A 25,624-nucleotide genomic window follows, 5' to 3' on the forward strand; every position below is an offset into this window, starting at 1 on the left:
AGGCGTTTTTTAAAAAATCATTCTCCACTTTAAGCTCCCCAATGACTTTAAGAAGCTGGTCTTTCTTTTCCTCTGCTTCCGATTTTTTTGATTTTTCACCCTTGGAAAAAACAGTATCGGCCTCCTTTAGGAAATCGCGTTTCCAGGTGCCTATTTGCTGAGGGGTGATTTCAAATTTTTGTGCAAGCTCCTTGACAGTTTGCCGCTCCTTCAAGGCTTCAAGGACTACTTTCGTTTTAAACTTGGATGTGAATTTTCTTCGTGTCATAATACAGTAAAATTAAGGTTATTTTTGAACTTAACTTACTGTCCTAATTTTTGGGGGATGATCACATTTATTCGAATACCAGATAAAGGACATTTATAGTGCAGAGGAGCAATTAACTGATGCCCTGCCAAAAATGCATGAAGAATCAGAGAGCAAAAACCTTCAAAAATTATTTTGGACTCATTTAGAGGAAACCAAAACACACAAGACTCGGATTGAACAGGTATCAGGTAGATTAAACATTGAACCTACAGGTCAAACTTGTAAATCAATGTTAAGACTTGGTGAAGGTGTAAATTGCTTTATAAAAAAGGAGGCAATAAATGAAATAAAGGATATTGGTCTTATTGATGAGGCTAAGAAAATAGAAAATTATAGAATTGCTTGCTATGAGGCCTTAATAAACTATTCGAAAAGTCTAGATTTAGAAAATCAAGCAGAGGAGTTGGAATTATCACTGAAAGAAGGTCAGAAAAGGTATAGAAATTTAAGTGATCTCTTAGAGGAAATCAATATTAAAAATGATTAATAGATGAGGGTGATTAAAAAAGTTAAACTGATTTTATTCAAATTTATTCCCAAGTTCTAAAGAAGGATTTTTTAAATCAAAAAAAGGGTATTTAAATTTATTAATTCTGTGGATTAAAACTATTTAATACCTTCCGGATCCTGCTCTTGAAGATTAATAAAATTTCACATCTTAAATTTGCCAGGTATATTTTCGATTATTATTTCTGCGTCAGACTGGTTCTCAATAACTTCATCGTCAACGTGCAGATTTGCATTTGAATTCAAAATTGACAAACTTCTTACCCGCCTGGTTTCGGTAAAATGCCTTAAATCAATATCGTTATTTTTATTTTTGTTTAAATTATCAATATATTTTGAAAATTTCTTCCGGGAGTGCTCTCTTATTAGGACCAGGTCAAAATAGGAATCATCAGGATTGGCATTTGGTGCCAGTTCAAGATTTGGCCCCAGGTATTTAATATTCATAACTTCCACCAGTAAAAAGGAATCTCTAATAATTTCTCCATCAATTTTGATGATGCTTTCGGTAGGTTTATAAGTTTCTATAAGATGTTTTAATACGGTGTGGGTATATTTTAATTTTTCAGAAGGAGTACGCTTAATTTCTTCATTTTTCATTTTGAGAATTAACTTAGGGAAAATTCCCAAGCCTAAACTCTCTATAAAAAATCTTTCTTTTCCTAATCCGTTAATATTTCCACAATCAAAAGCTTTAAATCTCGTACCTTCCTTAATAGTTTCAGGAATTTTATTATGGGCAATTCCTAAGGTTTTAGCGATATTATTCGCGGTTCCTAAGGGTAATATTCGTATCGGTACTTCCGTATTAACATCCTCGTTTTTTAGTAAGGCCTCGGTTACTTTATGAACCGTACCATCACCACCGGCTGCATAAATTATTTCTGGTTTTTCTATTAAAGAAGCTTCCCAATTTTCATCATCTGTTGAAACGAAATAAACCGTATAACCAGCATTTTTTAAAAGTTCAATTAATTGATCCTCATCGTGATCTTCATCTCCTGCAGTTGGGTTATAAACCAATTGTACCTTCTTCATATGGCCTAATTTATTTTAGAAAGAAATTAAATATAGGAGATAATGCTTGGTTTAAAATCTAATTTATTTAAAATTTAGAAAAATTTATTTCTTTCCGAGCCAATTGTTAAAATAAGAATAATATTAGCTTTCCCTGTCATTCTTCACAAGCTTCCCTAATATAAATTTTGTAATTTAAGTCTTGACATAATTTTATTGTTGAATTTAAAAATTTAGGAATGAAAATATTAGTGACAAATGATGATGGTATTTACAGTCCTGGCCTTATGTGTCTAGCTCAAGTAGCTGCTGAATATGGAGAAGTAATTGTTATGGCGCCAGATATAGAACAATCTTCCATGGGCCAGGCGATTACCTCTCGAAAACCTATTACCTATAAAAAATCACCCATACATTTTGAGGGTATTGAAGCCTATCGTGTCACCGGAACCCCAGCCGATTGTGTGGCTTTGGGATCTCACTTATTTGAAGATATAGATCTGGTGTTATCAGGAGTTAATATAGGCTCAAATATTGGAAATTCTGCCTGGCACTCAGGTACGCTTTCGGCAGCAAGACAGGCTGTTCTATTTGATATTCGAGGAATAGCTTTTAGTGTGTCTACAGGGGATGATGAACCCGATTTTGAAATGTTGCGTCCTCATTTGGTTGATGCCTTAAAAGAGGTAATAAAAGAAAACGAATTAAAATTATTAAATATCAACCTACCTAGAAAACCAAATGGGGAGATTGTATGGACTTCTCAATCTGTGAGGCATTATGATGGTAAAGTTATAGCAAATAAAGACCCTATGGGTAGACAGCATTATTGGTTTACTGTAATACCTTTAGAACCGGAGGAAGAAGGTTCTGACCGGTGGGCGGTAAAACATGGAAAAATTAGTATTACCCCTATGATCTTAGACCTTACTGATAAAGATTATCTTACTTCAAGAAATAAGGTGAATTGACAATTATCTTTTCTAAAATAGAGGAATAATTGGGATCCTTTGTAGACTTTGTTCTATTCTTTACCAATTATTTGCACCCTAGGAAAAACTATTTCTTTTAGTTATGCGTATTTCAACCTTAAATTAATAATTATGAAACTTAAAGCCTTATTCCTTAATTGTACATTAAAAAAGTCACCAGAAACTTCCAATACTGCAGCTTTTATAGAAAACACAGAAAAAGTTTTTAAGGAACTTAAGGTAGATACTGAGATTATTCGGGTAGTAGATCACGACATAAGTTTTGGTAATACTTCAAATGAAGGTGACAATGATGAATGGCCAGAAATTCTTAAAAAGGTAAAGGAGGCCGATATGCTAATTATCGCTACCCCTATCTGGAGAGGAGACCGTAGCGCTGTAGCCAAGATGATAAATGAACGCTTTGACGGAATTATGGAAGAAGGGAACGATGAGAATGGCCAATACCCTACTTACCACAAAGTGGGAGGTGTAATGGTAGATGGGAATGAAGATGGAGCGAAAAAAGCGATCTCCAGTATTCTTTTTGATCTTTCAGAACAAGGATTTAGTATTCCTGTGAATGCTTTCTGCTATTATGTAGGTAAAGCTGGTCCAGGCCCAAGCTACATAGAGGCTAAAGGGGGCAAGCACGAATTTACCAATAATATGATGCTACTGATGGTTCATAATATGGTACATCTAGCAAAAACACTTAAGAATAACCCTTATACCACAAACATCAAACAGCTTGAACAAAGAGCAAAAAAAATGAGTGAAGAATAAGAATGTGCTAAGGAAAACTCACCTTCGTAGGGAGAACTATTTGGTAAGAAGAGTTTGAAAATAAAGACTAAAATAAACATTGGAGAATAAGCAGGAATTTCTATTAATCATCTAAACCTATTTTTCAGCCTTGTAAAAAGTTATCATATGAAATATGCAATTTGTCATGTCAGTAATGCTAGTAAGAACTTAAATCTCCAAAAAATTAAGATCCTTTTAGATCTCTGGGAGAAAAAAAATAATTCCTTAGAGATAAAAGGTATATTACTCTATTCTGAAGGAAATTTTTTCCAAATATTAGAGGGTGAAAAAGATATTGTTTTACCATTGTTTCATAAAATACAAAAAGACTCTCGTCATTATGGACTTATTCAAATAATTGGAAAAGATATTGCACACGGTTCATTTGATGGCTATATAGCAGATTTATTAGATGAAAATTCCCCTGACAATTTTCGAGTACCCAAAGAATATATGGAAGCCTTAAATGGTATGTCTCCTGAAGTAAAAATTCCAATGGAAAGAATGCTAGAGAACTTTATTGCTACGCGATAAGTTCCATAAGATTTGGATATTTAGCTTGTGCATATAAAAATGCTATTCTAGCTATTATTTCTAGCACTGAAACGGTAGAAGACGTGAATTTCAACTTTAACCGAATTAAACTGTAATTTGAGTTGCTAATACTTTACGAGATAGTTTCTTAGATAAGAAAATTATAAATTCACTATAAAGCCTGCTAAAAATACGTTAAGCTAAAAAGCATTTTAATGTGTTTTCCATATTTTATAGATTAATTAAAAATCAAGTATTTTGGAAATTTTTTACCAAAAAGAAGTAGCCGAAGTAACCAAAAATTTTGAGGTAGACCCTGAAAAAGGTTTGAGCAAAGAAGAGGCTAAAAAAGTCTTGCAGGAACACGGGCGTAACAAACTAGAAGAACATGAGGGTAAAAGCGTTTGGGAAATTATTCTGGCGCAAATTAATAATCCTGTAGTTTATCTGTTAGTCGCCGCTGCTGTTTTGGCTTTTACTATGGGCGATTTTGCGGAGGGAATTGCCATTACCGTGGTACTTTTAGTAAATACCATTATTGGTTTTTGGATGGAATATCAGGCCCAGCAATCTATGCAAGCCATTAAAGAAATAGACAAGGTAAAAGCAAATGTACTTCGGGAAGGGAAAGAAGAAGAAATAGATGCTGAAGAAGTAGTGCCGGGCGATATTCTAATCGTTACTGCAGGCGATTTAATAGCCGCCGATGCCCGCGTAATCGAAGCTACCGAATTTAAAGTAGATGAAGCTGCCTTAACCGGCGAGTCGGTGCCAGTAGATAAAAAACCTGAGGTAATTCAAGAAGAGAAACAGGTGGCCGATCGGAAAAATATGGTGTATAAAGGTACACCGGTTACGGGAGGAAAAGGTAAAGCCATCGTCGTTGCCACCGGAATGAATACCGAAATGGGAAGTATTTCCGCATTGGTGCAAGATCAGGAAGCTAGCCAAACGCCTTTAGATAAAAAGCTGAACAAACTTACCAAAGTACTTATTTACGTAATTCTGGGGCTGGCCGTAGCCTTTTTTGCCTTTGGCTATTTGGCAGGCAAAGATGTGTATTTATTGGTGCAAACTGCCATTGCCTGGGCTATTGCCGCCATTCCGGAAGGTTTGCCTATTGTAGCGAGTATAGCTCTGGCACGAGGAATGTTGCGACTTTCCAAAAAAAATGTACTCATAAAACGCTTAAGCGCAGTAGAAACTCTGGGTGAAACTACTGTAATTTTCACCGATAAAACCGGAACACTTACCAAAAACGAGCTTACCGTAAAAGCTTTCTCCATTCCCGGCGATAACTATTGGAAGGTAAATTGGAAGGAATACCAACCAAAACTTTCTGATGCTGAAAATGCAGAAGATCAGGATAATTTTCAAGCTTTATTTAAAATAAGCGTTCTCGCCAACGACGCTTCTTTGCAGGAAGAAGACAACGATGCCAAAGGCGATCCGCTGGAAATTGCTTTACTAAATTTCACCAAAGCTTTCAACGAAGAAAAATTTCAGGAGCATCAAAAATTAGAGCGAAAATTACACGACCCGTTTGACTCTGACGCTATGGTAATGGGTGCGGTTTACGAAGTGGAAGAAGGTTTTTATATGGCTGGAAAAGGTTCTGCAGATAAAATTTTGGAACGCTCTAAAAAGATTCTGGTCCACGGCGAAGAAAAAGAGTTTACCGAAGAAGATAAAAAAGAATGGCTCGAAAAAAACGATCAACTTTCTAAAGACGGTTTGCGCGTGTTAGGTTTTGGTTATAAAGAACTAAAAGAACTCCCTCAAGGTGAAGCAGAAGAGGATTTTCTTTACGAACTGGTCTTTGCGGGACTGGTTGGATTTATAGATCCACCGCGTAAAGAAGTGGAAAACAGCATGGATAACACCAAAAACGCCGGAATAAAAGTGGTTATGGTTACAGGAGATCATCCAGGAACGGCACAAAACGTAGCCAAAGAAGTTCATCTCGCTAGTGAAGAAGACGACCAGGAAAACGTAGTACACGGAAAAGATTTGGGTGAAAAATTAAATAAAGACGCCAAAAAATTATTAGCCACCAAAGTATTTTCGCGAGTTACGCCCGAACAAAAATTAAAACTCATCGAATTTTACCAGGAACATGGCGAAATTGTAGGAATGACCGGCGACGGGGTTAACGATGCACCTGCCTTAAAAAAAGCCGATATTGGGATCGCGATGGGAAAACGAGGCACGCAAGTAGCACAGGAGGTGGCCGATGTTGTATTAAAAGACGATGCCTTTCAATCTATCGAGTTAGCCATAGAGCAAGGAAGAATAATTTTTGAGAATATCCGTAAGTTTGTGGTATACCAACTTTCGTATCATTTAAGCGAAATTATTATTATCGCTTTAATGAGTTTTACGCTGTTTGTGTTGCCAATTCTACCTTTGCAATTACTGTTTCTTAACTTACTTTCTGATGTTTTTCCGGCGCTGGCTTTGGGAATTGGACGCGGTAATCCTGGCGTGATGGATTTGCCGCCAAAAGACCCGGAAGAACCTATTATTACCAAAAAAAATTGGACACAAATTGCCGTTTACGGACTTATAATTGCAACAAGTGTGAGCGGCGCTTATCTTTATGCGCATTTCGTGTGGAACAGCCCCGAGGATATTACCAACAACATTGCCTTTTTTAGTTTGGCATTTTCTCAATTCCTACATGTTTTTAATATGCGGGATGGCACCGAACCGTTTTTTAATAATCAGGTTACGCGCAATAAATATGTGTGGATGGCAGTAGCTTTGTGTTTTGCAACAGTAATCGTTGCTTATTTTATCCCCGGCCTGGCCGATGTTTTTAACTTCCAGGATTTAGAAACGCGGGTTTGGGTACTCATTGCAATAGCCAGTTTATTGCCGAGTGTCGTTATACAACTAATAAAATTTATAAAGAAGGATTTTTAACAGGTGTGATTGGGATCAGAAAGCATATTTAAATTAAATATGGAATCCAATTTGAGTAATTAAATGGAAAAACAAAACCTTAACACTTTGTGCGGAAAGAGTGAAATGGAAGATGACGGTTTTTCGCTTTTAATTAGCTGATTTGTGATTAAGCTTGAGGTAGGGTAGGCTATAATACGCAGAAGGTGATAGTAGATATTAGAAAATAAATAATATTCTTAGGTTATAAAAGCTTAAGAGCTAGTAAGCTTAAAAGAAAAAAAATATGAATTTGTTGTATGATAAAAAATGAAGCTGGTATCTCATTTGAGACCCAATGAAGTGTATAAAAGTTAAAATAACAGGGATGCGAACTCTGTTATTTTAACTTTATATTATTTACTAGATAGTCCTTACTAGAATAATTCTAGGCGTTTAACTTTTTCCTCAAATTATCAATATCGCTAGATATTTTAGAGTCAATTACCCGAGCATAGATTTGTGTAGTTGATATTTTAGAATGCCTCAAAAGCTTTGATACCGTTTCTATTGGAACTCCATTTGCCAAGGTTACGGTAGTAGCGAAAGTATGTCGGGCGGTATGAAAACTCAATTTCTTTTTTATTTTTAGTTTATCTGTAACCTCTCTTAAATATTCATTAGTTTTCTGATTGGAATAAACCGGTAATAATTTTTCTGTCCCATCAATTTTTGGATGCGCTTTATATCGGTCTAGAATTTTCTGAGCTTCTTTCAATATCGGAATACGAACGGCCGTATTAGTTTTACTTCTTCTGGTATAAATCCAATTTTTACCATCAATCCCAATTTGCAAATGATAATTTTTTAATGCCTTGACATCTGCATATGTTAGGCCAGTATAGCAAGAAAAAATAAAAATATCTCTGTTAATAGATAATACAGGTTTTTCTAATATTTCATTTTTAATCTTTTCAAGCTCTGTTTTGTTTAGGTATACCATATCTACTTGCTCAAACCGTAGCTTGAATTTTTTACTAGGATTTTTTTCAATCCAATCTAAATCTCCGGCTAGGCCCATTAACTTTTTGAAACGCTCCATATGCTGCATTACTCCATTATTATGAAGACCTGGCAAGGCTCGTAAAAAACTTTCAAATCCAAGAGTAAATTGATAATCAATCTGCTTTAAATAGATATCAGAGATATTTAAGTGTGTTTTTAGATATTTTTTTAAGTAAGATTCTGTAGTGTAGTAGTTTTTCATGGTTCCATACTTCAGAATTTTATCCATCTTTTCTTTATGATAATTAATTAAATAGGTTAGTGTAAAATGTTGTTGATCACTTTTTAAGTATCGCGACTTGATTTTCTGTGCATTTATAATCTGGTCTTCTTTAACGAGAGTATCATATGCATCATATAATAATGCTTTGGTTTCATCAATCTTTTTATTGATCTGCTGACTTTCTATACTATTCCCTTTTAATCTATTTGCAGCCTGATTCCACTTATCAATTGGAATAGTACGTTTTAAACTAATTTCAAGGAATTTACCGTTAACGGTAATTCGGGCATAAAGAAGGGCTAGATCTGATTGGTTTTTCTTTTTTCGGACAATAAAAGAAATAGAAAAGGTTTGACTGGTACGCATAGCTTAACAATTTAAATTAAACAATCATTAAGAATACGAAGTCAAACTGCACATGTAATTATAAAAAATGAGACGTATAAAAATACAATAAAAAAGCTCACGATTAACTCACAGTTATAGCCATGAACTCACGATTAACTCACATTAAATTTGAAATGTTTTATTAAAGTTTGAGAAACAAAAAAGGGTAACTATATGAAAACCATACAATTACCCTTTATTTTTGATATTTTGAAATCTTAAAAAGTCGGGATGACAGGATTTGAACCTGCGACCCCACGCCCCCCAGGCGTATACGCTACCAGACTGCGCCACATCCCGATTCAACATTCAATTTTAGTTTTCAGAATCCGTTTTATTTAAGTTTCTGGCTTTCCCTCTTAAACTGTAAGAAAACAATAGACACTGCCTAAAATCGAGATACAAATTAAAGTGCTTATTTGCTATTATCAAAACGAAAAGCCTATTTTTTAGATGCTTAATTTCGTGTCATCTTAAGGTGTTGATAGTCAGTTTTGAAATTTTATAAAATAAACTTTCAGTCTATTATTTTATAAGATGGAATTTGTGGGATTGGTTTTTACAACAAAAAAAGGTCGCTTGAAAAACTATTCAAACAACCTTCTGCAATTTATATAATTAATTCTTTATTGGATATTTCTCTGAATTTTATCTATTGCGTTTTGTATAGACTTATCGGGTTCTATTATATTATTGCTTCCCCAGAATTGCAAATCAGTGAAACCAGAAATATCATCGCCCATCACAACTCTCTTATTCAGGAAATTTTCATTTTTCTTAATTCGGTCTTCTGTCTCAAGCTGCCAATTGGTTACAGCCATTTCAGAATTTACCTGGTATCTCGAATTAAACAGTTTTTTCTTCCAGTTTACTACAAAGAGAAGTTTGGCGTTGGAGTATCCAAAATACCATTTTCCGTTTTGCTGATGATAGTCTATATCATACATTACTTCAATGGGGTATACCTTGGTTCCACCCGGTTTTTTATTTACAAACATATTGGTAGCTGCCCGCCTGTTATCTACATTCATATTTAATTTCGCTCTTACCAGGCTTTGGGTTTCGGCATCTATATAAAGCTTTCCAAAAAACCAGGGCATTTCTTTATTCATATCTTTAAAGCTTACCACATATAATTGACGGTTGTCAATTCGAGTTGGCTCTTCAAAATTGAATTCATAATTGTCTAAGTTCTCTTCGTAAAATAGATAATCAGGATATTTCATGACATCAATAAAGAGCGTATTAAATGGCCCGCCACGTAATTTAAGTGCCAGGGTGTCTAAACGGTCATAATCTGCCGTTTTACGGGCTTTTACTAATTCTATATCTTCCTCTCCATAATGACTATAAGGTTTTTTATGAATTTTCACCACGGCTTCGCTTAATGAAACGTTTCTATTGCCTTTACTAATACTTTCTCTATAGAAAGCAGTCATTTGGGTAGGATTATCAATATAATTATCCCCGCGATTATCCAACATTGATCGCACCAATCTTCGCGCATCGCCTGCTTCATAAACTTTCACTTCAGAAAGTTCTTCTACCACCGGGTCCAGATAAATTAAAGTACCCTCGGGTTTAAAATAACTAAGAGGTAAATTTTTACTCTGGTAGCCCAGGTATGAAATGTTTACCGTGGCAGGGCTTATGTCTGTTGGGACTTTAAGAGAAAATTTTCCTTCGGAATTAGTAACCGTAGAAATATTGGTTTCATTTACCGAGATATGGGCGTTCATAATTATATCCTCGCTATTGGAGTTAATTACTTCACCTTTATATTCTACATAATCCTGAGAGGTATTTTGTAAAATTATTGTCGCATTTAGGGGCGTATAGCTAACAAGTACACCCACTAAAAAAAGAATTAGGGTTTTTAAATTTTTCACAGCTATAAAGTTTTGATATTCATTCTAATATACGAAATTTTAAGCAGAAATAATAGTGAGATTCCAGGCTTCAATAAATATAGTTTTCTGTGTATTAGCAGGGGGAATTTAGCCATAGCCAAAAAAATGACTAATTTCGAAAGGAAAAGATAATGGACTTTTAGTATAAATTATGGGTCACCAGCATCATCATCACTCTTCTGGAAAAAACCTTAAACTGGCTTTTTTCTTGAATCTTGGATTTACGATTCTTGAATTTATTGGTGGAATTTATGTGAATAGCATTGCTATAATTTCAGATGCGGTACACGACCTGGGAGATAGCCTATCCCTTGGTACTTCCTGGTACCTGGATCACAAAGCACAACAAAAAAGCGATTCAAAATTTTCCTTTGGTTACAGAAGGTTTTCGCTGTTAGGAGCACTAATTAATAGTTTGGTACTTATTGGCGGTTCTGTGTATGTGATCTATGAAGCCGTTGGAAGATTAATGAATCCTGAGCATTCTGATGCACAGGGAATGATGATCTTCGCGATAATAGGGGTAGCCGTGAATGCTTATGCGGCCTGGAAATTGAGTGGCGGGAAAACCCTTAACGAAAAAGTGGTTTCCTGGCATCTAATGGAAGATGTTTTAGGTTGGGTTGCCGTGTTGGTGGTCTCCATTATTCTTCAATTTAAGGATATCCATTACCTGGATCCTGCTTTATCGCTGGCCATTACGTTATATATTCTTTGGAATGTATTTAAAAGATTAAAAGAGACGTTATTTATTTTTTTGCAGGGCACTCCGGCAGATATTAATTTGAAGGAAATAAAGAATAAAATTGAAAACATCCAGGGAGTAGCTTCTTCCCACCACGTACACATTTGGTCGCAGGAAGGAGAGCACCACGTTTTTACGGCTCACGTGAAGCTTGAACACGTTAATAAATTTGAAGAATATTTAAAGCTGAAAACCGAAGTGTTGAATACGCTTGAAACATACAATTTTGAACATTTCACCGTTCAGTTTGAGCTGGATTCAGAAACCTGTAGTTTAGAATAGAAGTTTTTTCATCGCCTGTATACCGTTTAGTTTTTTATCTAGAATATTCAATTTAAATATTTACTTGAATTTATTGCTATAGGTAGATTTCCCTAATAAATTAGCTGTCAGTGTTTCATCGATTAATCGTTTTTTCTTACAAGTTCTCATTATAATAGTTCCTAAAAATCTTTGTATTTTTGAGTAACTAATTAGCAAATCAATCTAAATTTCTTCAACATTACCCTACTGCGAAGAGATGGAGTTAGAACTCCTGTACGTAATACTTGCAGATAAATCTTAATTATGTCGTGGTACGTTTTATACACCAAACCAAGAACTGAAAAAAGAGTGGCCGAAAGTTTGGAACAAATGGGGGTGAAGGTTTATTGTCCTTTAATTACCGAAATCAAACAGTGGAAAGATCGCAGGAAAAAACTAAAGACTCCTCTTTTTAAATCCTATGTTTTTATTAAGCTGGAAGAAAAGAATCGCAACCGGGTTTTTGATGTGCCAGGAGTAGTTAGGTATTTATTCTGGCTTGGGAAGCCGGCAATAGTAAGAAATGAAGAGATTGAAGTTATCCAGGAATGGCTTGATGGTGAAAAAGTTGACGATGCGAAAGTAGAGCACCTTAACGAAGGGGATAAAATAAGCATCAAAAACGGACTTTTTAAAGACCAGGAAGCCATTATTCGTGAAGTCGGAAAAAGAAAAATGCGACTTATTCTCCCAAAATTAGGATGTACAGTTGAGGTTTTAACCAAAGAGGTGGTTTAAAAGTTTTTTCAATTATTTTGAAATTGCTAAGTACTAAGTAAGAATAGATTTTTTAATTTTCACTCACAACTCACAACTCACAACTCACAACTCACAACTCACAACTCACAACTCACAACTTCACCGTCAAACTACTATAACCCTGTCCGTTTCGGGTTAATTGAATTTGGGTGGCAATACGTTCCTTCAAAGATGCAACGTGGCTTATAATTCCAATTGTTTTACCAGATTCTGCCTGTAGTTTTTCTAAAGTGTCCAGGGTTTGATCTAAAGTTTCAGGATCTAAAGTCCCAAAACCTTCATCAATAAATAAACTGTTTATTTCAACGTTTCTTGACGCCAGATCAGATAAGGCCAGTGCCAATGACAAACTTAAAAGAAAGGTCTCGCCGCCAGAAAGTGTTTTAACCGATCGTCTTTGCCCGCCCATATCTTCATCAATAGCAACCAGGCCGTCGTCTTCATCTTCGTTTGCTTTGTCTATTCTATAACGTTGGCTTAGATCTTTTAACCTCACATTTGCCAGATGAATTAATTGCGAAAGGGTAAGATCTTGAGCAAAATCATTAAACTTTTTCCCCTGCCTGTCGCCAATTAGCGTATTTAAAAGTCGCCAGCGTTTGCTCTGTTTTTCTTTTTCAGCAATTTGTTTTTCCAGTTGCTTTAGTCGCGATAGATATTCTTTGTTATTTTCTAGTTTTCTTCCCAATTCTCTACAAGTAGACTGGGCTAGCTCAAATTCTTTCTGTTTTCCTGACTGTTCTGCTACTAAATCAGCTGCAGCGCGTTCACTTTCATTTTCTTTAAACTGTTTTAATTGCTTTTGTAAAGTAGAAATTTCAGTAGAGGCAATACTTCTTTGTTTTAAAATATTGTCTTTTTTGTCTTTTAATTCCAGGAATTTGTTGCCTGGCAAGAGTGATCGGAATGCACTTTCAACAGATTCAAAACTTTGTTTTAAGATTTCGGGTCGAAGCTTTTCCAGCAGTTCCTCATATCTTTTTGATTGCTGACTCAACTGCTCTTTTTGCTCTTTTTCGTTTTGTTTTAAGTAATTCTTTTCGTGAATTAAAGCATTCCATTTATCCAGTAATTCCCGGCTGTCTTCCACAATATTATTTCCTGAATAACTTGATTGAAGTTGCTGCTGTAGTAATTTGCCTTGTTGCAGAATTTGATCTAATTCTTCCAGAATCGGTAATCCAGTTGTTATTGCTCTTAATTTCTGTTGCGTAGTTACAAACGCGTCCAGGCTTTCAATTTTAGTATTTATTTTCGCGATATAAGTTTCCCAATCTATCTTTTCAGCTAAATTTAAATCAGGATATTTTTCACTGAATATTTTCTCGTTTTCAGAAACCTGGTTTTCAATCTCAGTTAATTCCTTTTTAGCTTTTTGTAGCGATTCTTCTATATGTAAAAATTTGGATTGCGCCTGGGTAAGTTTTTTGTTTTGCTCCTCTATTTCATTACTTTTTGCTGAAATCTTTATTTCAAGCTCATCTTCAAATTCGGGAAGATGTTCAGAATAAGGATGCTCCTTAGAACCACAAAGCGGACAGGCTTCCCCGGTTTTTAGTGAGTTTCTAAGTTCTTCTAATTCTGCTGTTACTAATTGATTATCTTTTTTAAGCTGAAGTATCTTTAAATCTTTTTTTAAGGAAACAATTAGATCTTTTTCCTTTTCAATAATTTTTGGGAGAGCTTCCAGTTCCGGTTGATGTGCCTGAATATCTTTAGTAAGTTTGGCACTATTATCCTCGAGCTGGAGTTTTTTTTCTGAAAACTGCTTGGCCTCACGGGCCATTTCCAAATCGCTTTTTAAACGTGATTTTTCAGAAATCAGTTTTTCTAAATCGACTTCTTTCAGCTCAGTTTCGAGTTGATGTTTCTGCTGAAGTTGATCGGCCTGAAGTTCTTCCAGAAGTTTCTTTCCGGTCTTTAGATCATTCTCCGGAAAGTTCAGTCTTAATTCACGAATCTCGGTTTTGAATAATTGTAGCTTACTTTTATAATCACGACCCAAAGAAGTTTTTTCATCCTGAAGCCTGACTATTTTTTTGGTAAAAAGATTCAGTTTTTCTTTTAAATTTTCCGCATTAACATCTTCCTGAACAAAACCTTTTACCTGCTGAATAAACCCGGAGGTATTCTCTTTATTTGCTTCAATTTTTTCTAAGGTCCTGCCCAGGTTTTCTTTTAAACTTTGCAATTCCTGCTGAAACCTGTTCCAGGATTGTAATTCTTCAGCAATAGGTTGTAGTTTCTCGTGTTGGCTGAGACTTTCACCATATTCGGCTTCAAATTCTTTAAGCTGTTGATTCAGTTTTGATTCTTCCTCCTGTAAACCGCTTATTTCTTTTTCCTGCTTTTGAATGTTCTCCTTTAACTCCAGCTGTTTTTCAATCAGTTTCAGATCCTTCTGCAAACTTTCAGTTTGAGTAGTTTTTTCTTCTAAATCTTTATTGAAAGTGTCAAGATCTTCTTTGGAAAGCAAATAAGATTCAAAGAGTTTTATTTCGTTTTGCTGGGATTCAATCTCTTTAGTTTCGGCTTTAAAACGTTCAAAAGCCATAATGCCTAATTGGCGATAAATGCCTGTACCGGTAATTTTTTCCAGTAATTCGCCGCGTTCTTCTTTTTTAGCCGAAAGAAATTTAGCAAAATCGCCCTGGGCCAGTAAAACCGATTTAATAAACTGATCGTAATTTAAACCGATCAATTCTTCATTTTTCCCCGGAACTTCAGATTTTTTAAGATCTAGTAACGAGTTATCCTGAAGATTGGCAATCTCCATATTATAATCATTGAGATTTCCATTTCGATTCACCTCAATACTCCAGGAAGATGTGTAGCGACCTGAACCGGTCTCAAAAGTTACTTTGGCGTAAGCTTCCTTTTGGTTTCGGGTAAGAATGGCTCCTTTTTCCCTAATTTCTTTTTTACTGATTTTCCCCAGCCTTGGCACCTGATTAAAAAGCGCGAGTGAGATCACATCCAGAATACTGCTCTTACCACTTCCGGTTGGTCCGGTGATGGCAAAAAGAGTATTTCCCGAAAACGGAGCTGCTTCAAAATCTATAAAATTTTCACCTTTTAGGGAATTAATATTTTTAAAGGCTATGCTTAGAATCTTCATTATTTAAGCTTTTTTAGATTGATGCACTTCTTCAAGAATTTCATTAAAAGCGCTCATTAATTCCTTGCGGGTTTCCTCATCTTCTTCCTGTTTGTCTACCAATTTTTGAAAAACATCTAAAGGTTGCAGATCTTCCAATTGTTGTTTTTCTTCATAAAGTTCGCCGCTACCACTAATCTTATTTTCAAAACTGGCGCGATGTTTTACAATCTGGTAACCTTCCACCTTAAAATTATCGACTAACTGATCGAGTTCATAGATTTTATTAGCATCAAAATTTTCTTCCAGCAATTCAATTTCAATTAAAGAAGCTAGTCCTTCCCGATCTTGCAGCTCTATTAATTTCTGCTGAAGTTTTTCCAGGTTTCCAGTAATTTTCAATAATTCTCTAAAGCCTGGAATTTCTATACTTTTTGGTTCCCAACCGGTCTCGGTATCCAAAAGTAGGATTCTATTAATATTGCTGCGCTCACTAAACGAAAGTGGAATAGGAGAACCGCTATAAAAAGTAGGAGTAGCTGCATTTACCCTTTGTGGTTTGTGAATGTGGCCAAGGGCGATATAATTATAATAATCTCCAAACTGAAGCGCATTAAAAGCTGCCTGGTTGCCAATTTGAATGTCGCGCTCACTTTCTGAGGTTTCTGCGCCGGCAGCAAATAGATGCCCCATAGCAATGGTAGGAATTTCAGGGAATTCAGATTTACAAATTTCAGCAGTATCTAAAAATGTTTGCTGAATTCCTTTTCGCAAAGCTTCCAGCCGGTCTTCGTAAGAATTTCCCTGGCTGGCAGTTCTTAAATCTGCATCCCGAAGATAGGGGAGTGCGGCAATAAGAAGTTCGGTTTCATTTTTATCATTTTTAATAGGAACAATACATTCTGAAAGTTCATCTGGCAAACCTCCAATAATATGAATATCTAATTCCCGTAGCACTTCCTGCGGGGCATTTAGCATAGTTGGAGAATCGTGATTTCCACCGGTAAGAATTATTTTGCAGTCTAGTCGCTTCAGTTTCATCAAAGCTTTAAAATATTGCTGCCTTGCTTCCGAAGAAGGATTTGCGAGATCAAAAACATCTCCCGACACCAATAAAACCTTTACTGTATTTTCAGAAATACAATTGCAAAGCCAATCTATAAAAAGATCAAAATCGGGTTGTAAACTATGTTTATGCAGTTTTTTACCAATATGCCAGTCGGCAGTATGCAGAATTTTCATAAGAATCGGTTAAGAATTTGTGCCGGTGTGAAAGCCCGAAAATAATAAAAATTGGGCGTTTAAAATATTCCGTTTAAGCCTGAATATTTTTAATTTTATAGATTCAATTAAACACCTGTGAAAAACGTACCTCACCAAAAATATGATGACCTGGAAGAGAAATTAAATGTGCTCTCCCACGGATTTGGTTTAGTTTTAAGCATTTTAGGTCTCGTTTTGCTAATATCAAGGGCGAACGAACTTGGTGAAACGGTACACCTTGTAAGTTTTAGCATTTTTGGCGCAAGTATGATCTTGCTATACGCGGCTTCAACTTTTTACCATAGCGCGACCAATAAAAGTTTGCGTTATAAATTAAATATTCTGGACCACGCTTCAATTTACGTGCTTATCGCAGGAAGCTACACGCCCTTTGCCCTAGTAACATTAGACGGGTGGATTGGGTGGACCATTTTTGGTGTGGTTTGGGGTATTGCACTAACCGGGATTATTCTTAAACTTTTCTTTATCGGGAAATACCAAACCCTGTCTACTATTATGTATGTACTTATGGGTTGGATCATCGTTTTTGCCATTAAACCTTTATACGATAATTTAAGCACAGAAGGTTTGTGGTGGCTGTTTGCCGGCGGGATTTCGTATACTATTGGTGCGGTGTTATTTAGTTTTGATAAAGTGAAATTCAATCACGCTATTTTCCATATTTTCGTGCTTTTCGGGTCGTTTTGCCATTATCTTTCTATTTATTTTTATGTGTTGCCGGGCTAGACTTTCGGTTAAAAACACAAGCAATTCTCAATTTAAATACTAATTTTAGTTTCTGAAAAAGAAATGTTTTCAGAATTAATAAATAGCACAGCAATATATATGTTACAGGAATTAAAAGAAGCCTACGGTTTTATTTTTGAAGATGAACTTATTGAAGAGATAAACAAGGTAGGCCAACTTCAGTTTAAAGCGCAGGGCGAAAAAATTATTGAGATTGGCGATTATGTGAAAATGATGCCTTTACTAATTGAAGGCGCTATTAAAATTATGCGTGAGGATAAAGATGGAGATGAATTATTATTGTATTTCCTGGAACGTGGCGATACCTGTGCCATGACTCTTTCCTGTTGTCTTGGCCAAACCAAAAGTGAAATTAGGGCTGTGGCAGAGCGAGACACAAAGTTAGTGATGATCCCTATTGAAAAAATGGAAGAATGGACTTCGAAATATAAATCCTGGCGAGATTTCGTCTTTGCGAGTTACCAGGCCCGTCTTACCGAAATGCTGGATACCATAGATACCATTGCTTTTATGAATATGGATCAGCGTTTAATGAAATACCTTGAAGATAAAGCGAAGATTAATCAAAATGAGGTGATTGCGGTTACACACCAGCAAATTGCATACGATTTACATACTTCACGAGTGGTAATTTCCAGGTTGTTGAAAAAACTTGAACTGGACGGAAAGATAAAACTACAACGCAACAGCATAGAAGTAATGGCACTTTAGACCTATGTAACCCTTGTTACTGTACGAGCCCCATATTGCAAGTACTTTTGCACCGAAATAATATTTAGATATGGAAATACTAGAAATACTGGGTTACTTTGGAGCATTAATAATTGGAGTTGTCTTAGGTCTTATTGGCGGCGGTGGTTCTATATTAACGGTTCCCGTGCTTGTTTATTTACTGGCAATTAATCCTGTAACAGCTACGGCTTATTCCCTTTTCGTAGTTGGTGCTTCTGCTTTAGTGGGTGCGTTTAAAAATATGCAGAAGAAACTGGTAGATTTTAGAACCGCTATCGTGTTTTCTATTCCGGCTTTTATAGCTGTTTATGCCACTCGAAAATATATGGTGCCCGCCATTCCCGAATCACTTTTTAGTATAGGTGGTTTTGAAATCACGAAAAATATCGGGATTATGCTGTTTTTTGCGATCATTATGATTTTGGCTTCGGTCTCCATGATTAGGGAAAATGGCAAGAAAAAAGCAGAAGCAGAAAAAATAAGTTATAACTACCCATTAATTATTATTGAAGGGATTGTAGTTGGTGTCTTAACCGGGATTGTTGGTGCCGGCGGAGGGTTTTTAATTATCCCAGCCCTGGTGCTTCTGGCTAAGCTCCCCATGAAAAAAGCCGTGGCTACATCTTTATTAATTATTGCAATTAAATCGCTTATAGGATTTATTGGGGATGTTCAGAATATGAATATAGATTGGATATTTTTAGCCATCTTCACCGGTCTTTCGGTAGTAGGAATGTTTGTAGGTATCTATCTCAATAAATTTATAGATGGAAAAAAACTTAAAAAAGGTTTTGGTTGGTTCGTCTTGCTAATGGGTGTGTATATTATTTGGGCCGAAATCTCATAAAATTGAGAACTATTAGAATAGATTAAAAACTGAAATAAATGCATTATAAAAACTACATTTTTGTTGGGATACAACTTGTACTTTTTATTGCTTTTATTTTTGAAATAGATACTTTAAAATTTAACCGGCTGGAAGGGCTCCAACCGGTTTTTTTAGTTTTAAGTGGGCTGGGTTTCTTATTTATACTTATAGCTTTGCTGCAATTAAATACCAATCTGTCACCTTTCCCGAAGCCGAAGAATAATGCTATTTTAATTACTTCTGGGGTTTATAAATATGTTCGGCATCCCATTTATTCAGGAATCCTCTTTGCGCTATTTTTTCTGGCCCTGTATTTTAATTCGTTTTATAAGCTTGGCATCGTGCTCTTGTTAGTTTTACTTTTTAGGTATAAATCAAATTACGAAGAAGAACAATTATGTTTAAAGTATCCAAATTATCGTGATTACCGGCAGAACACCGGTAGATTTTTCCCTAAATTTATTTGTTGAAAATTATATTGATAAGTCCATATTTAATGGTTTTAAAATCAATAAACTAGAAGTTGATGGAGAATTTAGATTATGCTCGCCTACAAATGGCCTTTACTTTAGGCTTCCACATTATTTTTGCCTGTATTGGTATGGTAATGCCTTTCTTTATGGTGGTAGCGCACCATAAATGGTTAAAAACACGAAATCCCGTTTATAAAAGATTAAGTATGGCCTGGCTAAAAGGAGTGGCCATTTTTTTTGTAACCGGTGCGGTTTCAGGTACTGCTCTTTCTTTTGAACTGGGAATGCTTTGGCCCGAATTTATGAAACACGCAGGGCCAATAATTGGAATGCCCTTTTCGCTGGAAGGCGCTGCATTTTTTGTAGAAGCCATCGCCCTTGGATTCTATCTCTACGGCTGGAATAAGCTCCCGGAAAAATTTCACTGGTTTACTGGAGTCATTATAGGTGTTTCAGGTGTAGCTTCAGGAATACTAGTAGTTTCAGCAAATGGATGGATGAATGCTCCCTCAGGCTTCGATTATATTAATGGGGAATTTACTAATATAGATCCTGTTGCCGCCTTATTGAATCCTGCCTGGTTTACACAAGCTTTGCATATGACGTTAGCTGCCTTTGTAGCCACTAGTTTTGGAGTTGCAGGAATTCATGCTTTTCAAATTTTCCGGAAAAGAAATGTAGAATTACATACTAAAGCTTTTAAAATCGCAATCATTTTTGGAGCAGTTGCCGCATTTTTGCAGCCAATAAGCGGCGATCTTTCGGCAAAAGATGTAGCCGAACGCCAACCGGTAAAGTTGGCTGCTATGGAAGCACATTATGAGACCGAAAAAGGTGCTCCGCTCTATATTGGAGGCATTGTAGATGAAGAAAACCGAACGGTAACCAATAAAATTGAAATTCCTAATGCTTTATCTTTCCTGGCTTTTGGGGATTTTGATGCCGAAGTAAAAGGATTAAATGATTTCCCTGAAGATGAACTTCCTCCGGTTGCGATTGTGCATTATGCCTTTCAAATTATGGTGGGGATCGGGACATTATTGATGTTTGCCGGGCTCATTTATTTTATCAGTTTAAAGAAGAAAAAATTGCTTAATAATAAATATTACTGGCTATTATTTATAGTTGTTGCTCCGCTTGGTTTTGTAGCCATAGAAGCAGGTTGGGTTGTTACCGAAGTTGGACGCCAGCCCTGGATAATTCACCAGATAATGCGCACCAAAGATGCCGTAACTCCTATGCCTGGAATGAAGTATAGTTTCTTTTTCTACCTGTTTTTATATACGGTGCTGGGAATAACCGTTACCTGGTTAATGAACCGACAGATAAAATCTCTTAATCAAGAACCCAACGAGGACGGTTCTAAGGAAAATTCCTCTCAGAAATCTTTTGATCGTGAAAGAGCGCGTAAAAACAATCCTATTAACATGAAGAATAAAAGCAAAGATTAGTTATGTTGTATATAGTGTTATTTTTTCTGCTGTTTTCATTGCTTTTATATGTGCTACTCGGTGGTGCCGATTTTGGTGCTGGAATTGTAGAATTGTTTTCTTCTGCAAAAAATAAGGAGCATACCAGAGATACAATTTATAGGGTAATGGGCCCCATTTGGGAGGCAAATCATATCTGGCTTATTATTATGCTTGTAATTTTGTGGGTGGCTTTTCCCGCTTACTTTAATATCATGATAATCTATTTGCATATTCCTTTAACTTTAGTTTTGCTGGGGATTACCCTGCGAGGTGTGGCTTTTGTTTTTAGGCATTATGATGCGGTGGTAGATAAATCTCAATTCTGGTATAACTGGCTTTTTAGAATAGGAAGTTTTGTTACACCAGTTTTTCTGGGAATGTCTTTCGGGGCACTTATTGGTGGTAAAATTATTATTACCGAAGATTATGAAAATTACGGCTTTTATGATCTTTTTATGCAACACTGGCTCAATATTTTTAGCCTGTTGGTTGGTTTATTTTACGCGGCTCTTTGCGCATTTTTAGCATCCACACTTCTAATTGGTGAAGCCGAAGGTAAAGCCCGAAAGCACTATGCTAGAAACTCGGCATTCTTTACTTCGGTTTTGGTGGTGCTTGGATTTATTTTAATCAGTTTTGGATATTTCAGCGATGTAAAATTTGCCGAAGATTTTATACATAATCCGGTTTCCCTGGCCTGTGTGGCTTTTTCCGGAATCTTATTATTTCCGTTGTGGAAATTCATTAAGAAGGAATACCGAATAGCCAGTAGATATTTAGCTGTTTTCCAGGTGATTTTAGTTCTGTTTGCAGCACTTTACGCTCATTTTCCGTATATAATTATTACTGCAGACAAAGAAGTAAGTTTGCTGGCAAACCTGGCCCCAGAGGCTACGATTAGTAATCTGGCCATCATGCTTCTTATTGGAGGATTTATAATTTTACCCGGACTTTTTCATTTGATGCGTTCTTTTAATATGATTAAGGTTTTAGAGAAAAATGAGAAAAAATATGAGTAAGTTGTTGTACGGTGTAGATTTATGATTATAAAACAACTGATTATAAAGCCTGTTTTTTATCCTGAGTCCAGGAAATTTTTCGGGTAAAAATTGATCACAAATTATTTTGCAAATTCAGAGGAAATAAAGATTATGAAAGAGATGAAAGCACATTGGGAAGAAGTATATGCAAAGAAGTCTTATCCTGAAACAAGTTGGTATCAGGAAAAACCTGAGATTTCATTAAATTTTATTCAACAATTAGAATTGCCCTATACCTCGAAGATTATAGACATTGGTGGTGGAGATTCTAATCTTGTAGATTTTTTAATGAAAGAAGGTTATCGCGATATTTCGGTTCTGGATATTTCTAAAGAGGCTTTGGAAAAAGCTGAAGCCCGATTGGGCGCCGAAGCGGAAAAGGTAACCTGGATAAACGCTGATGTTTCAAGCTTTGAAGCAACCCAAACCTATCACCTTTGGCACGATAGAGCGGCGTTTCATTTTTTAACTGAAGATCAGCAAATTGAAAATTATATACGTACACTGGAAAATTCGGTTATTCCCGGTGGGTTTGTAATTATTGCAACTTTTTCAAAGAATGGACCTACAAAATGTAGCGGCCGTACGGTTAAGCAATATGATAAAGAAGATCTTGAAAATTTACTTGAAGCCAAATTTAATCTTGTTGAAAGTAAAAACATAGATCACACAACCCCAACGGGAGCTATTCAGAATTTTACGTTTTGTTGTTTCAGAAAAAAATAGAAATTTTATGAAAGAGTTTTGGGATGAACGCTACGCCGAACCGGATTATGTTTACGGAAAAGCTCCCAACAAGTATTTCAAAAGGAAACTTGATGAAATACAGCCAGGGAAAATTTTGTTCCCGGCAGAAGGGGAAGGCCGTAATGCAGTTTACGCAGCCAAAAGAGCTTGGAAGGTTTCTGCTTTTGACATTAGTAAAGAAGGAAGGGAGAAAGCCCTTAAGTTGGCAAATTCAGAAGATGTAGAAATTGATTACCAAGTTGGGAAATTGGCCGATATGGATTATAAAGCGGAACAGTTTGATGTTATAGCTTTAATCTTCGCCCATTTTTCACCGGAGGACAAACAAAGCTATTTTGCAGAATTTAGAAATCTATTGAAACCTGGCGGAGTTATTATTTTTGAAGCTTTCAGCAAAGAGCAGATAGATGTTCAGAAAGAGAATCCAAAATCAGGCGGACCTAAGAATGCTGAAATGTTATTTTCAAAAGAAGAATTACAAACCAGCTTTAGCGGATTTAAATTCGAGGAATTTGAAGATAAATTAATAGAACTTTCTGAAGGAAAATACCATAATGGCAAAGCAGCGGTAATTCGTTTTGTAGCTACGAAGCCGTGATTTATAAAAAAACCTCACAAGCTATTCTCTTCACCTGTGAGGTTTGTTTTATCTAGTGGAATTCATAATCGGTTCCGGGAACCGTTGAAAAAGATTTTTCACCTAAATATTCGCAATAAGAACGCCCATCCAGTCTTGGGGAAACCGGGGAGTGCTTTTGCAGGTATTCTTCTACTACTTCGTGAATAGTATAGTCTTGTACCTCAACATTTTTAACGTTCGGCATTCGGCAAAGATTATCAATGGGGTCACCGGGCCGCACACAGGCTGAAATAGTGTAATACTCATCATCCTGGATTTTCTCGCCATTTACCTTAACCGATTTTATACGTTCCCCTTTTTCATTCTGAGAATTAAAATCTACTTCCATTCCAGAGAATCTAACCATCCAGCCGCCAAAACGCTCGGTAGGAGTTTGGGCAAAGGCATTGTGCATCTCACTTTCCAGCCAGTCTTTTATCTGCTTTCCGGTAGCCTTCCCGGTTTTTACTTTTTCATTTACCGGGAGCACGTTCCATAAATTAGCCCGGGTTATAGGCGCAGGTTTTCCGTTCTCGGGAACTATGGGATTTCCAAAACGAAATCCGTTAGAGATAGAAATATCGGCACCGGTTTTCCACCTTGCTGCATCTGTGATCATATTATCCATTGGGTTTTCCACCGTTAAATATCGGTAAAGTGGCGTTTCGGTATAACCAATTACGGTCTCCAAATGCTCTTTATAAGGTTCCTTTGCCTTGCTGACTAGTTTAGCAATTTTAGGATTGGCCGGGTATTTTTTCGGATCAACTTCTAATAACTCATATTCCTCATCTACAATCTCGCCATTTTTAAAATAAAGATTTAATTTTCCTACAAAAGAGCCAAAAGCTCCGGGTTCGGTAACTTTCGCATATTTCCCTTTAATAGGCTCCCGAACGCGTTCGTGAGTGTCGTTTCCGAAGATATAATCTACATCTTTAGCAATTGGATTGTTAGCTAATTCTACCTGCTTAAAAATTCCGAAGTGGGTTACCAAAAACAGCGCGTCAACTTTCTCTTCTTTTTTTACTTTCTGAATTAGTTCTTCCACGCCCTCGTCTAATCCGCTAAAGTCAATACCTTCACTAAAAATCGGATTTTGCCTTACAGGAACATCAGGATCGTTTATCCCGATAAACCCAAGTTTTACATCTTCAATTTCTTTAGTCCAGTAGGGTGGAAAAAGCTCTTTTTTATCTTCCTGGTGAAACATATTCTGAACAATTACAGGAGTTTCAAAACCCTGTAAAACATCCATCATTACTTTCTTGCCATAGACTACTTCCCAGTTACCCGGCACTAGAAGGTCGTAATCCATATTCTTTATAATTTCAGGAAAAATTTTTCCTTCAGAAAGTGCGGCATAGCCACTTCCCTGGATAAGATCACCGCCATCAAAAATTATGGTATTAGGGTTTTTGGCTCTTTCTTCTTCAAAGAGGGTTTGAATGTGTGCGAGGCCGCCACGTTCTTTAAATACTATTTCTTCATCTTCCCAAAATAATTCGGGGTGAGAATCAAGTTGCCCGTGAATATCGGCCGTTTGTAAAATGGTGATTTTAGTGGTTTCATCTATATTTTTCTCCGGGTTTTTACCATTTGCATTGTTGCAAGAGGTATATAAACCAATGGTAGCAATGCCTGAAAACAGGATCATTGCTGTCTTTAAACTAATTTTCATAAATTATCTTTTTATAGCTCTATACTGTAATAGTTCTTATTCTTTTGTAATTGTAAAAGATGCGTAAAGGCGTGGTCTACTACTTTTATGTAGGGATGTAAATCTTTTTTATCAATTTTTAAATAGTTTATTGAGAGTTTACAAACCTTGATCTCTACGCCCGCAGCTTTAGCTTTTTTTACGTAGTTGTTCATCTTCTCTTTATCTGTAAGCTCCTTAACATTTCGTCCATAAAGGACTATCTGAAAATCACCAAATTTGTGACCATCTTCTTGTTTCAGTGCTTCAGCAGTAAGGATTATTGGCTCTAACTGTGGAATTTTGGAAGTAGAGACTACATAATTATTCTTCTCAATTCCTGTTTTTGTTTGGGCAAAACCTGAAACGCCTAGCATAAAGACTAAGATTAGAATTCCTATTTTTTTCATCATCTTGATATTTTA

Annotated in this window: 22 protein-coding genes, 1 tRNA gene and 1 pseudogene; 15 read left to right on the forward strand and 9 right to left on the reverse strand. The window is 36.1% G+C overall.

The genetic code is table 11. From position 1 onward, the window contains the following. Window positions 1-268: transposase (locus tag B5440_RS13510; RefSeq protein WP_143533314.1), on the reverse strand; the 268-nt coding region annotated here is incomplete at its 3' end. Between the two features lie 76 nt (window positions 269-344). Here B5440_RS13510 and B5440_RS13515 point away from each other — a divergent pair. After that, window positions 345-797, forward strand: a pseudogene (locus B5440_RS13515) (DUF892 family protein); the annotation flags it as partial. Between the two features lie 164 nt (window positions 798-961). Here the strand turns inward: B5440_RS13515 and B5440_RS13520 are convergent. Then, entirely contained in the window at window positions 962-1,855 is an 894-nt protein-coding gene (locus B5440_RS13520) for a diacylglycerol/lipid kinase family protein (RefSeq protein ID WP_070054331.1), read from the reverse strand. A 218-nt stretch (window positions 1,856-2,073) separates the two neighbouring features. On the opposite strand from B5440_RS13520, the gene surE reads away from it, so the two are divergent. The 4 genes from surE to B5440_RS13540 all read left to right on the forward strand — a co-directional run bounded on the left by surE (window position 2,074) and on the right by B5440_RS13540 (window position 7,071). Then, window positions 2,074-2,805: a 5'/3'-nucleotidase SurE gene (surE, locus tag B5440_RS13525; protein WP_070054332.1), complete on the forward strand. Its 732-nt coding sequence runs from the start codon at window positions 2,074-2,076 to the stop codon at window positions 2,803-2,805. 132 nt (window positions 2,806-2,937) lie between these two features. Further along, window positions 2,938-3,591: a flavodoxin family protein gene (locus tag B5440_RS13530; protein ID WP_070054374.1), complete on the forward strand. Its 654-nt coding sequence runs from the start codon at window positions 2,938-2,940 to the stop codon at window positions 3,589-3,591. A gap of 147 nt (window positions 3,592-3,738) precedes the next feature. Continuing rightward, entirely contained in the window at window positions 3,739-4,146 is a 408-nt protein-coding gene (locus B5440_RS13535) for a BLUF domain-containing protein (RefSeq protein ID WP_070054333.1), read from the forward strand. Between the two features lie 258 nt (window positions 4,147-4,404). Continuing rightward, window positions 4,405-7,071: a cation-translocating P-type ATPase gene (locus B5440_RS13540; protein WP_232756019.1), complete on the forward strand. Its 2,667-nt coding sequence runs from the start codon at window positions 4,405-4,407 to the stop codon at window positions 7,069-7,071. Between the two features lie 406 nt (window positions 7,072-7,477). On the opposite strand, the gene B5440_RS13545 is transcribed toward B5440_RS13540, so the two are convergent. The 3 genes from B5440_RS13545 to B5440_RS13555 all read right to left on the reverse strand — a co-directional run bounded on the left by B5440_RS13545 (window position 7,478) and on the right by B5440_RS13555 (window position 10,593). After that, window positions 7,478-8,683: a site-specific integrase gene (locus B5440_RS13545; RefSeq protein WP_070054335.1), complete on the reverse strand. Its 1,206-nt coding sequence runs from the start codon at window positions 8,681-8,683 to the stop codon at window positions 7,478-7,480. A gap of 247 nt (window positions 8,684-8,930) precedes the next feature. Beyond that, window positions 8,931-9,004: transfer RNA gene (locus B5440_RS13550), tRNA-Pro, on the reverse strand. 326 nt (window positions 9,005-9,330) lie between these two features. Next, window positions 9,331-10,593 carry a carboxypeptidase-like regulatory domain-containing protein gene (locus B5440_RS13555; protein ID WP_070054336.1) on the reverse strand — a complete coding sequence of 421 codons (1,263 nt, stop codon included), beginning with the start codon at window positions 10,591-10,593 and terminating at the stop codon, window positions 9,331-9,333. 172 nt (window positions 10,594-10,765) lie between these two features. Between B5440_RS13555 and B5440_RS13560 the strand changes: the two genes are divergently transcribed. Further along, on the forward strand, window positions 10,766-11,641 hold the full coding sequence (locus B5440_RS13560; RefSeq protein ID WP_070054337.1) for a cation diffusion facilitator family transporter: 876 nt from the start codon (window positions 10,766-10,768) through the stop codon (window positions 11,639-11,641). Between the two features lie 285 nt (window positions 11,642-11,926). After that, window positions 11,927-12,400, forward strand: a complete 474-nt coding sequence (gene nusG, locus B5440_RS13565; protein WP_070054338.1) for a transcription termination/antitermination protein NusG — start codon at window positions 11,927-11,929, stop codon at window positions 12,398-12,400. A 112-nt stretch (window positions 12,401-12,512) separates the two neighbouring features. Here the strand turns inward: nusG and B5440_RS13570 are convergent, their stop codons facing one another. Both B5440_RS13570 and B5440_RS13575 read right to left on the reverse strand, forming a co-directional pair. Then, window positions 12,513-15,539 (reverse strand): SbcC/MukB-like Walker B domain-containing protein, encoded by a 3,027-nt coding sequence (locus tag B5440_RS13570; RefSeq protein ID WP_070054339.1) that lies wholly within the window; start codon window positions 15,537-15,539, stop codon window positions 12,513-12,515. A gap of 3 nt (window positions 15,540-15,542) precedes the next feature. Next, on the reverse strand, window positions 15,543-16,760 hold the full coding sequence (locus tag B5440_RS13575) for an exonuclease SbcCD subunit D C-terminal domain-containing protein (RefSeq protein ID WP_070054340.1): 1,218 nt from the start codon (window positions 16,758-16,760) through the stop codon (window positions 15,543-15,545). 117 nt (window positions 16,761-16,877) lie between these two features. Here B5440_RS13575 and trhA point away from each other — a divergent pair, with 117 nt between their 5' ends. The 8 genes from trhA (at window position 16,878) to B5440_RS13615 (ending at window position 23,479) form a co-directional block, all read left to right on the forward strand. Beyond that, on the forward strand, window positions 16,878-17,528 hold the full coding sequence (trhA, locus tag B5440_RS13580; protein WP_198550883.1) for a PAQR family membrane homeostasis protein TrhA: 651 nt from the start codon (window positions 16,878-16,880) through the stop codon (window positions 17,526-17,528). A gap of 99 nt (window positions 17,529-17,627) precedes the next feature. After that, the gene (locus B5440_RS13585; protein WP_057481758.1) at window positions 17,628-18,260 is read left to right on the forward strand and encodes a Crp/Fnr family transcriptional regulator; all 633 of its coding nucleotides are present in this window, start codon (window positions 17,628-17,630) and stop codon (window positions 18,258-18,260) included. Between the two features lie 70 nt (window positions 18,261-18,330). Continuing rightward, complete coding sequence (locus B5440_RS13590; protein ID WP_070054341.1) at window positions 18,331-19,128, forward strand: sulfite exporter TauE/SafE family protein; 798 nt, start codon at window positions 18,331-18,333, stop codon at window positions 19,126-19,128. 38 nt (window positions 19,129-19,166) lie between these two features. Continuing rightward, on the forward strand, window positions 19,167-19,619 hold the full coding sequence (locus B5440_RS13595; protein ID WP_070054342.1) for a methyltransferase family protein: 453 nt from the start codon (window positions 19,167-19,169) through the stop codon (window positions 19,617-19,619). A gap of 56 nt (window positions 19,620-19,675) precedes the next feature. After that, the gene (locus tag B5440_RS13600; protein ID WP_079711158.1) at window positions 19,676-21,073 is read left to right on the forward strand and encodes a cytochrome ubiquinol oxidase subunit I; all 1,398 of its coding nucleotides are present in this window, start codon (window positions 19,676-19,678) and stop codon (window positions 21,071-21,073) included. Window positions 21,074-21,075: 2 nt separating this feature from the next. Further along, window positions 21,076-22,113 (forward strand): cytochrome d ubiquinol oxidase subunit II, encoded by a 1,038-nt coding sequence (locus tag B5440_RS13605; RefSeq protein WP_070054343.1) that lies wholly within the window; start codon window positions 21,076-21,078, stop codon window positions 22,111-22,113. A gap of 132 nt (window positions 22,114-22,245) precedes the next feature. Next, a complete protein-coding gene (locus B5440_RS13610) occupies window positions 22,246-22,860 on the forward strand; it encodes a class I SAM-dependent methyltransferase (protein ID WP_070054344.1) in 615 nt (204 codons plus the stop codon). 7 nt (window positions 22,861-22,867) lie between these two features. Further along, window positions 22,868-23,479 carry a class I SAM-dependent methyltransferase gene (locus tag B5440_RS13615; protein WP_070054345.1) on the forward strand — a complete coding sequence of 204 codons (612 nt, stop codon included), beginning with the start codon at window positions 22,868-22,870 and terminating at the stop codon, window positions 23,477-23,479. A gap of 52 nt (window positions 23,480-23,531) precedes the next feature. Here the strand turns inward: B5440_RS13615 and B5440_RS13620 are convergent, their stop codons facing one another. Beyond that, on the reverse strand, window positions 23,532-25,181 hold the full coding sequence (locus B5440_RS13620; protein WP_079711159.1) for a bifunctional metallophosphatase/5'-nucleotidase: 1,650 nt from the start codon (window positions 25,179-25,181) through the stop codon (window positions 23,532-23,534). 11 nt (window positions 25,182-25,192) lie between these two features. After that, window positions 25,193-25,612, reverse strand: coding sequence for a DsrE family protein (locus B5440_RS13625; protein WP_232756020.1), 420 nt, complete (start codon window positions 25,610-25,612; stop codon window positions 25,193-25,195). Window positions 25,613-25,624: the final 12 nt, after the last annotated feature.

Source organism: Salegentibacter salarius (assembly GCF_900168265.1).
GTDB classification, from domain to species: Bacteria; Bacteroidota; Bacteroidia; order Flavobacteriales; family Flavobacteriaceae; genus Salegentibacter; species Salegentibacter salarius.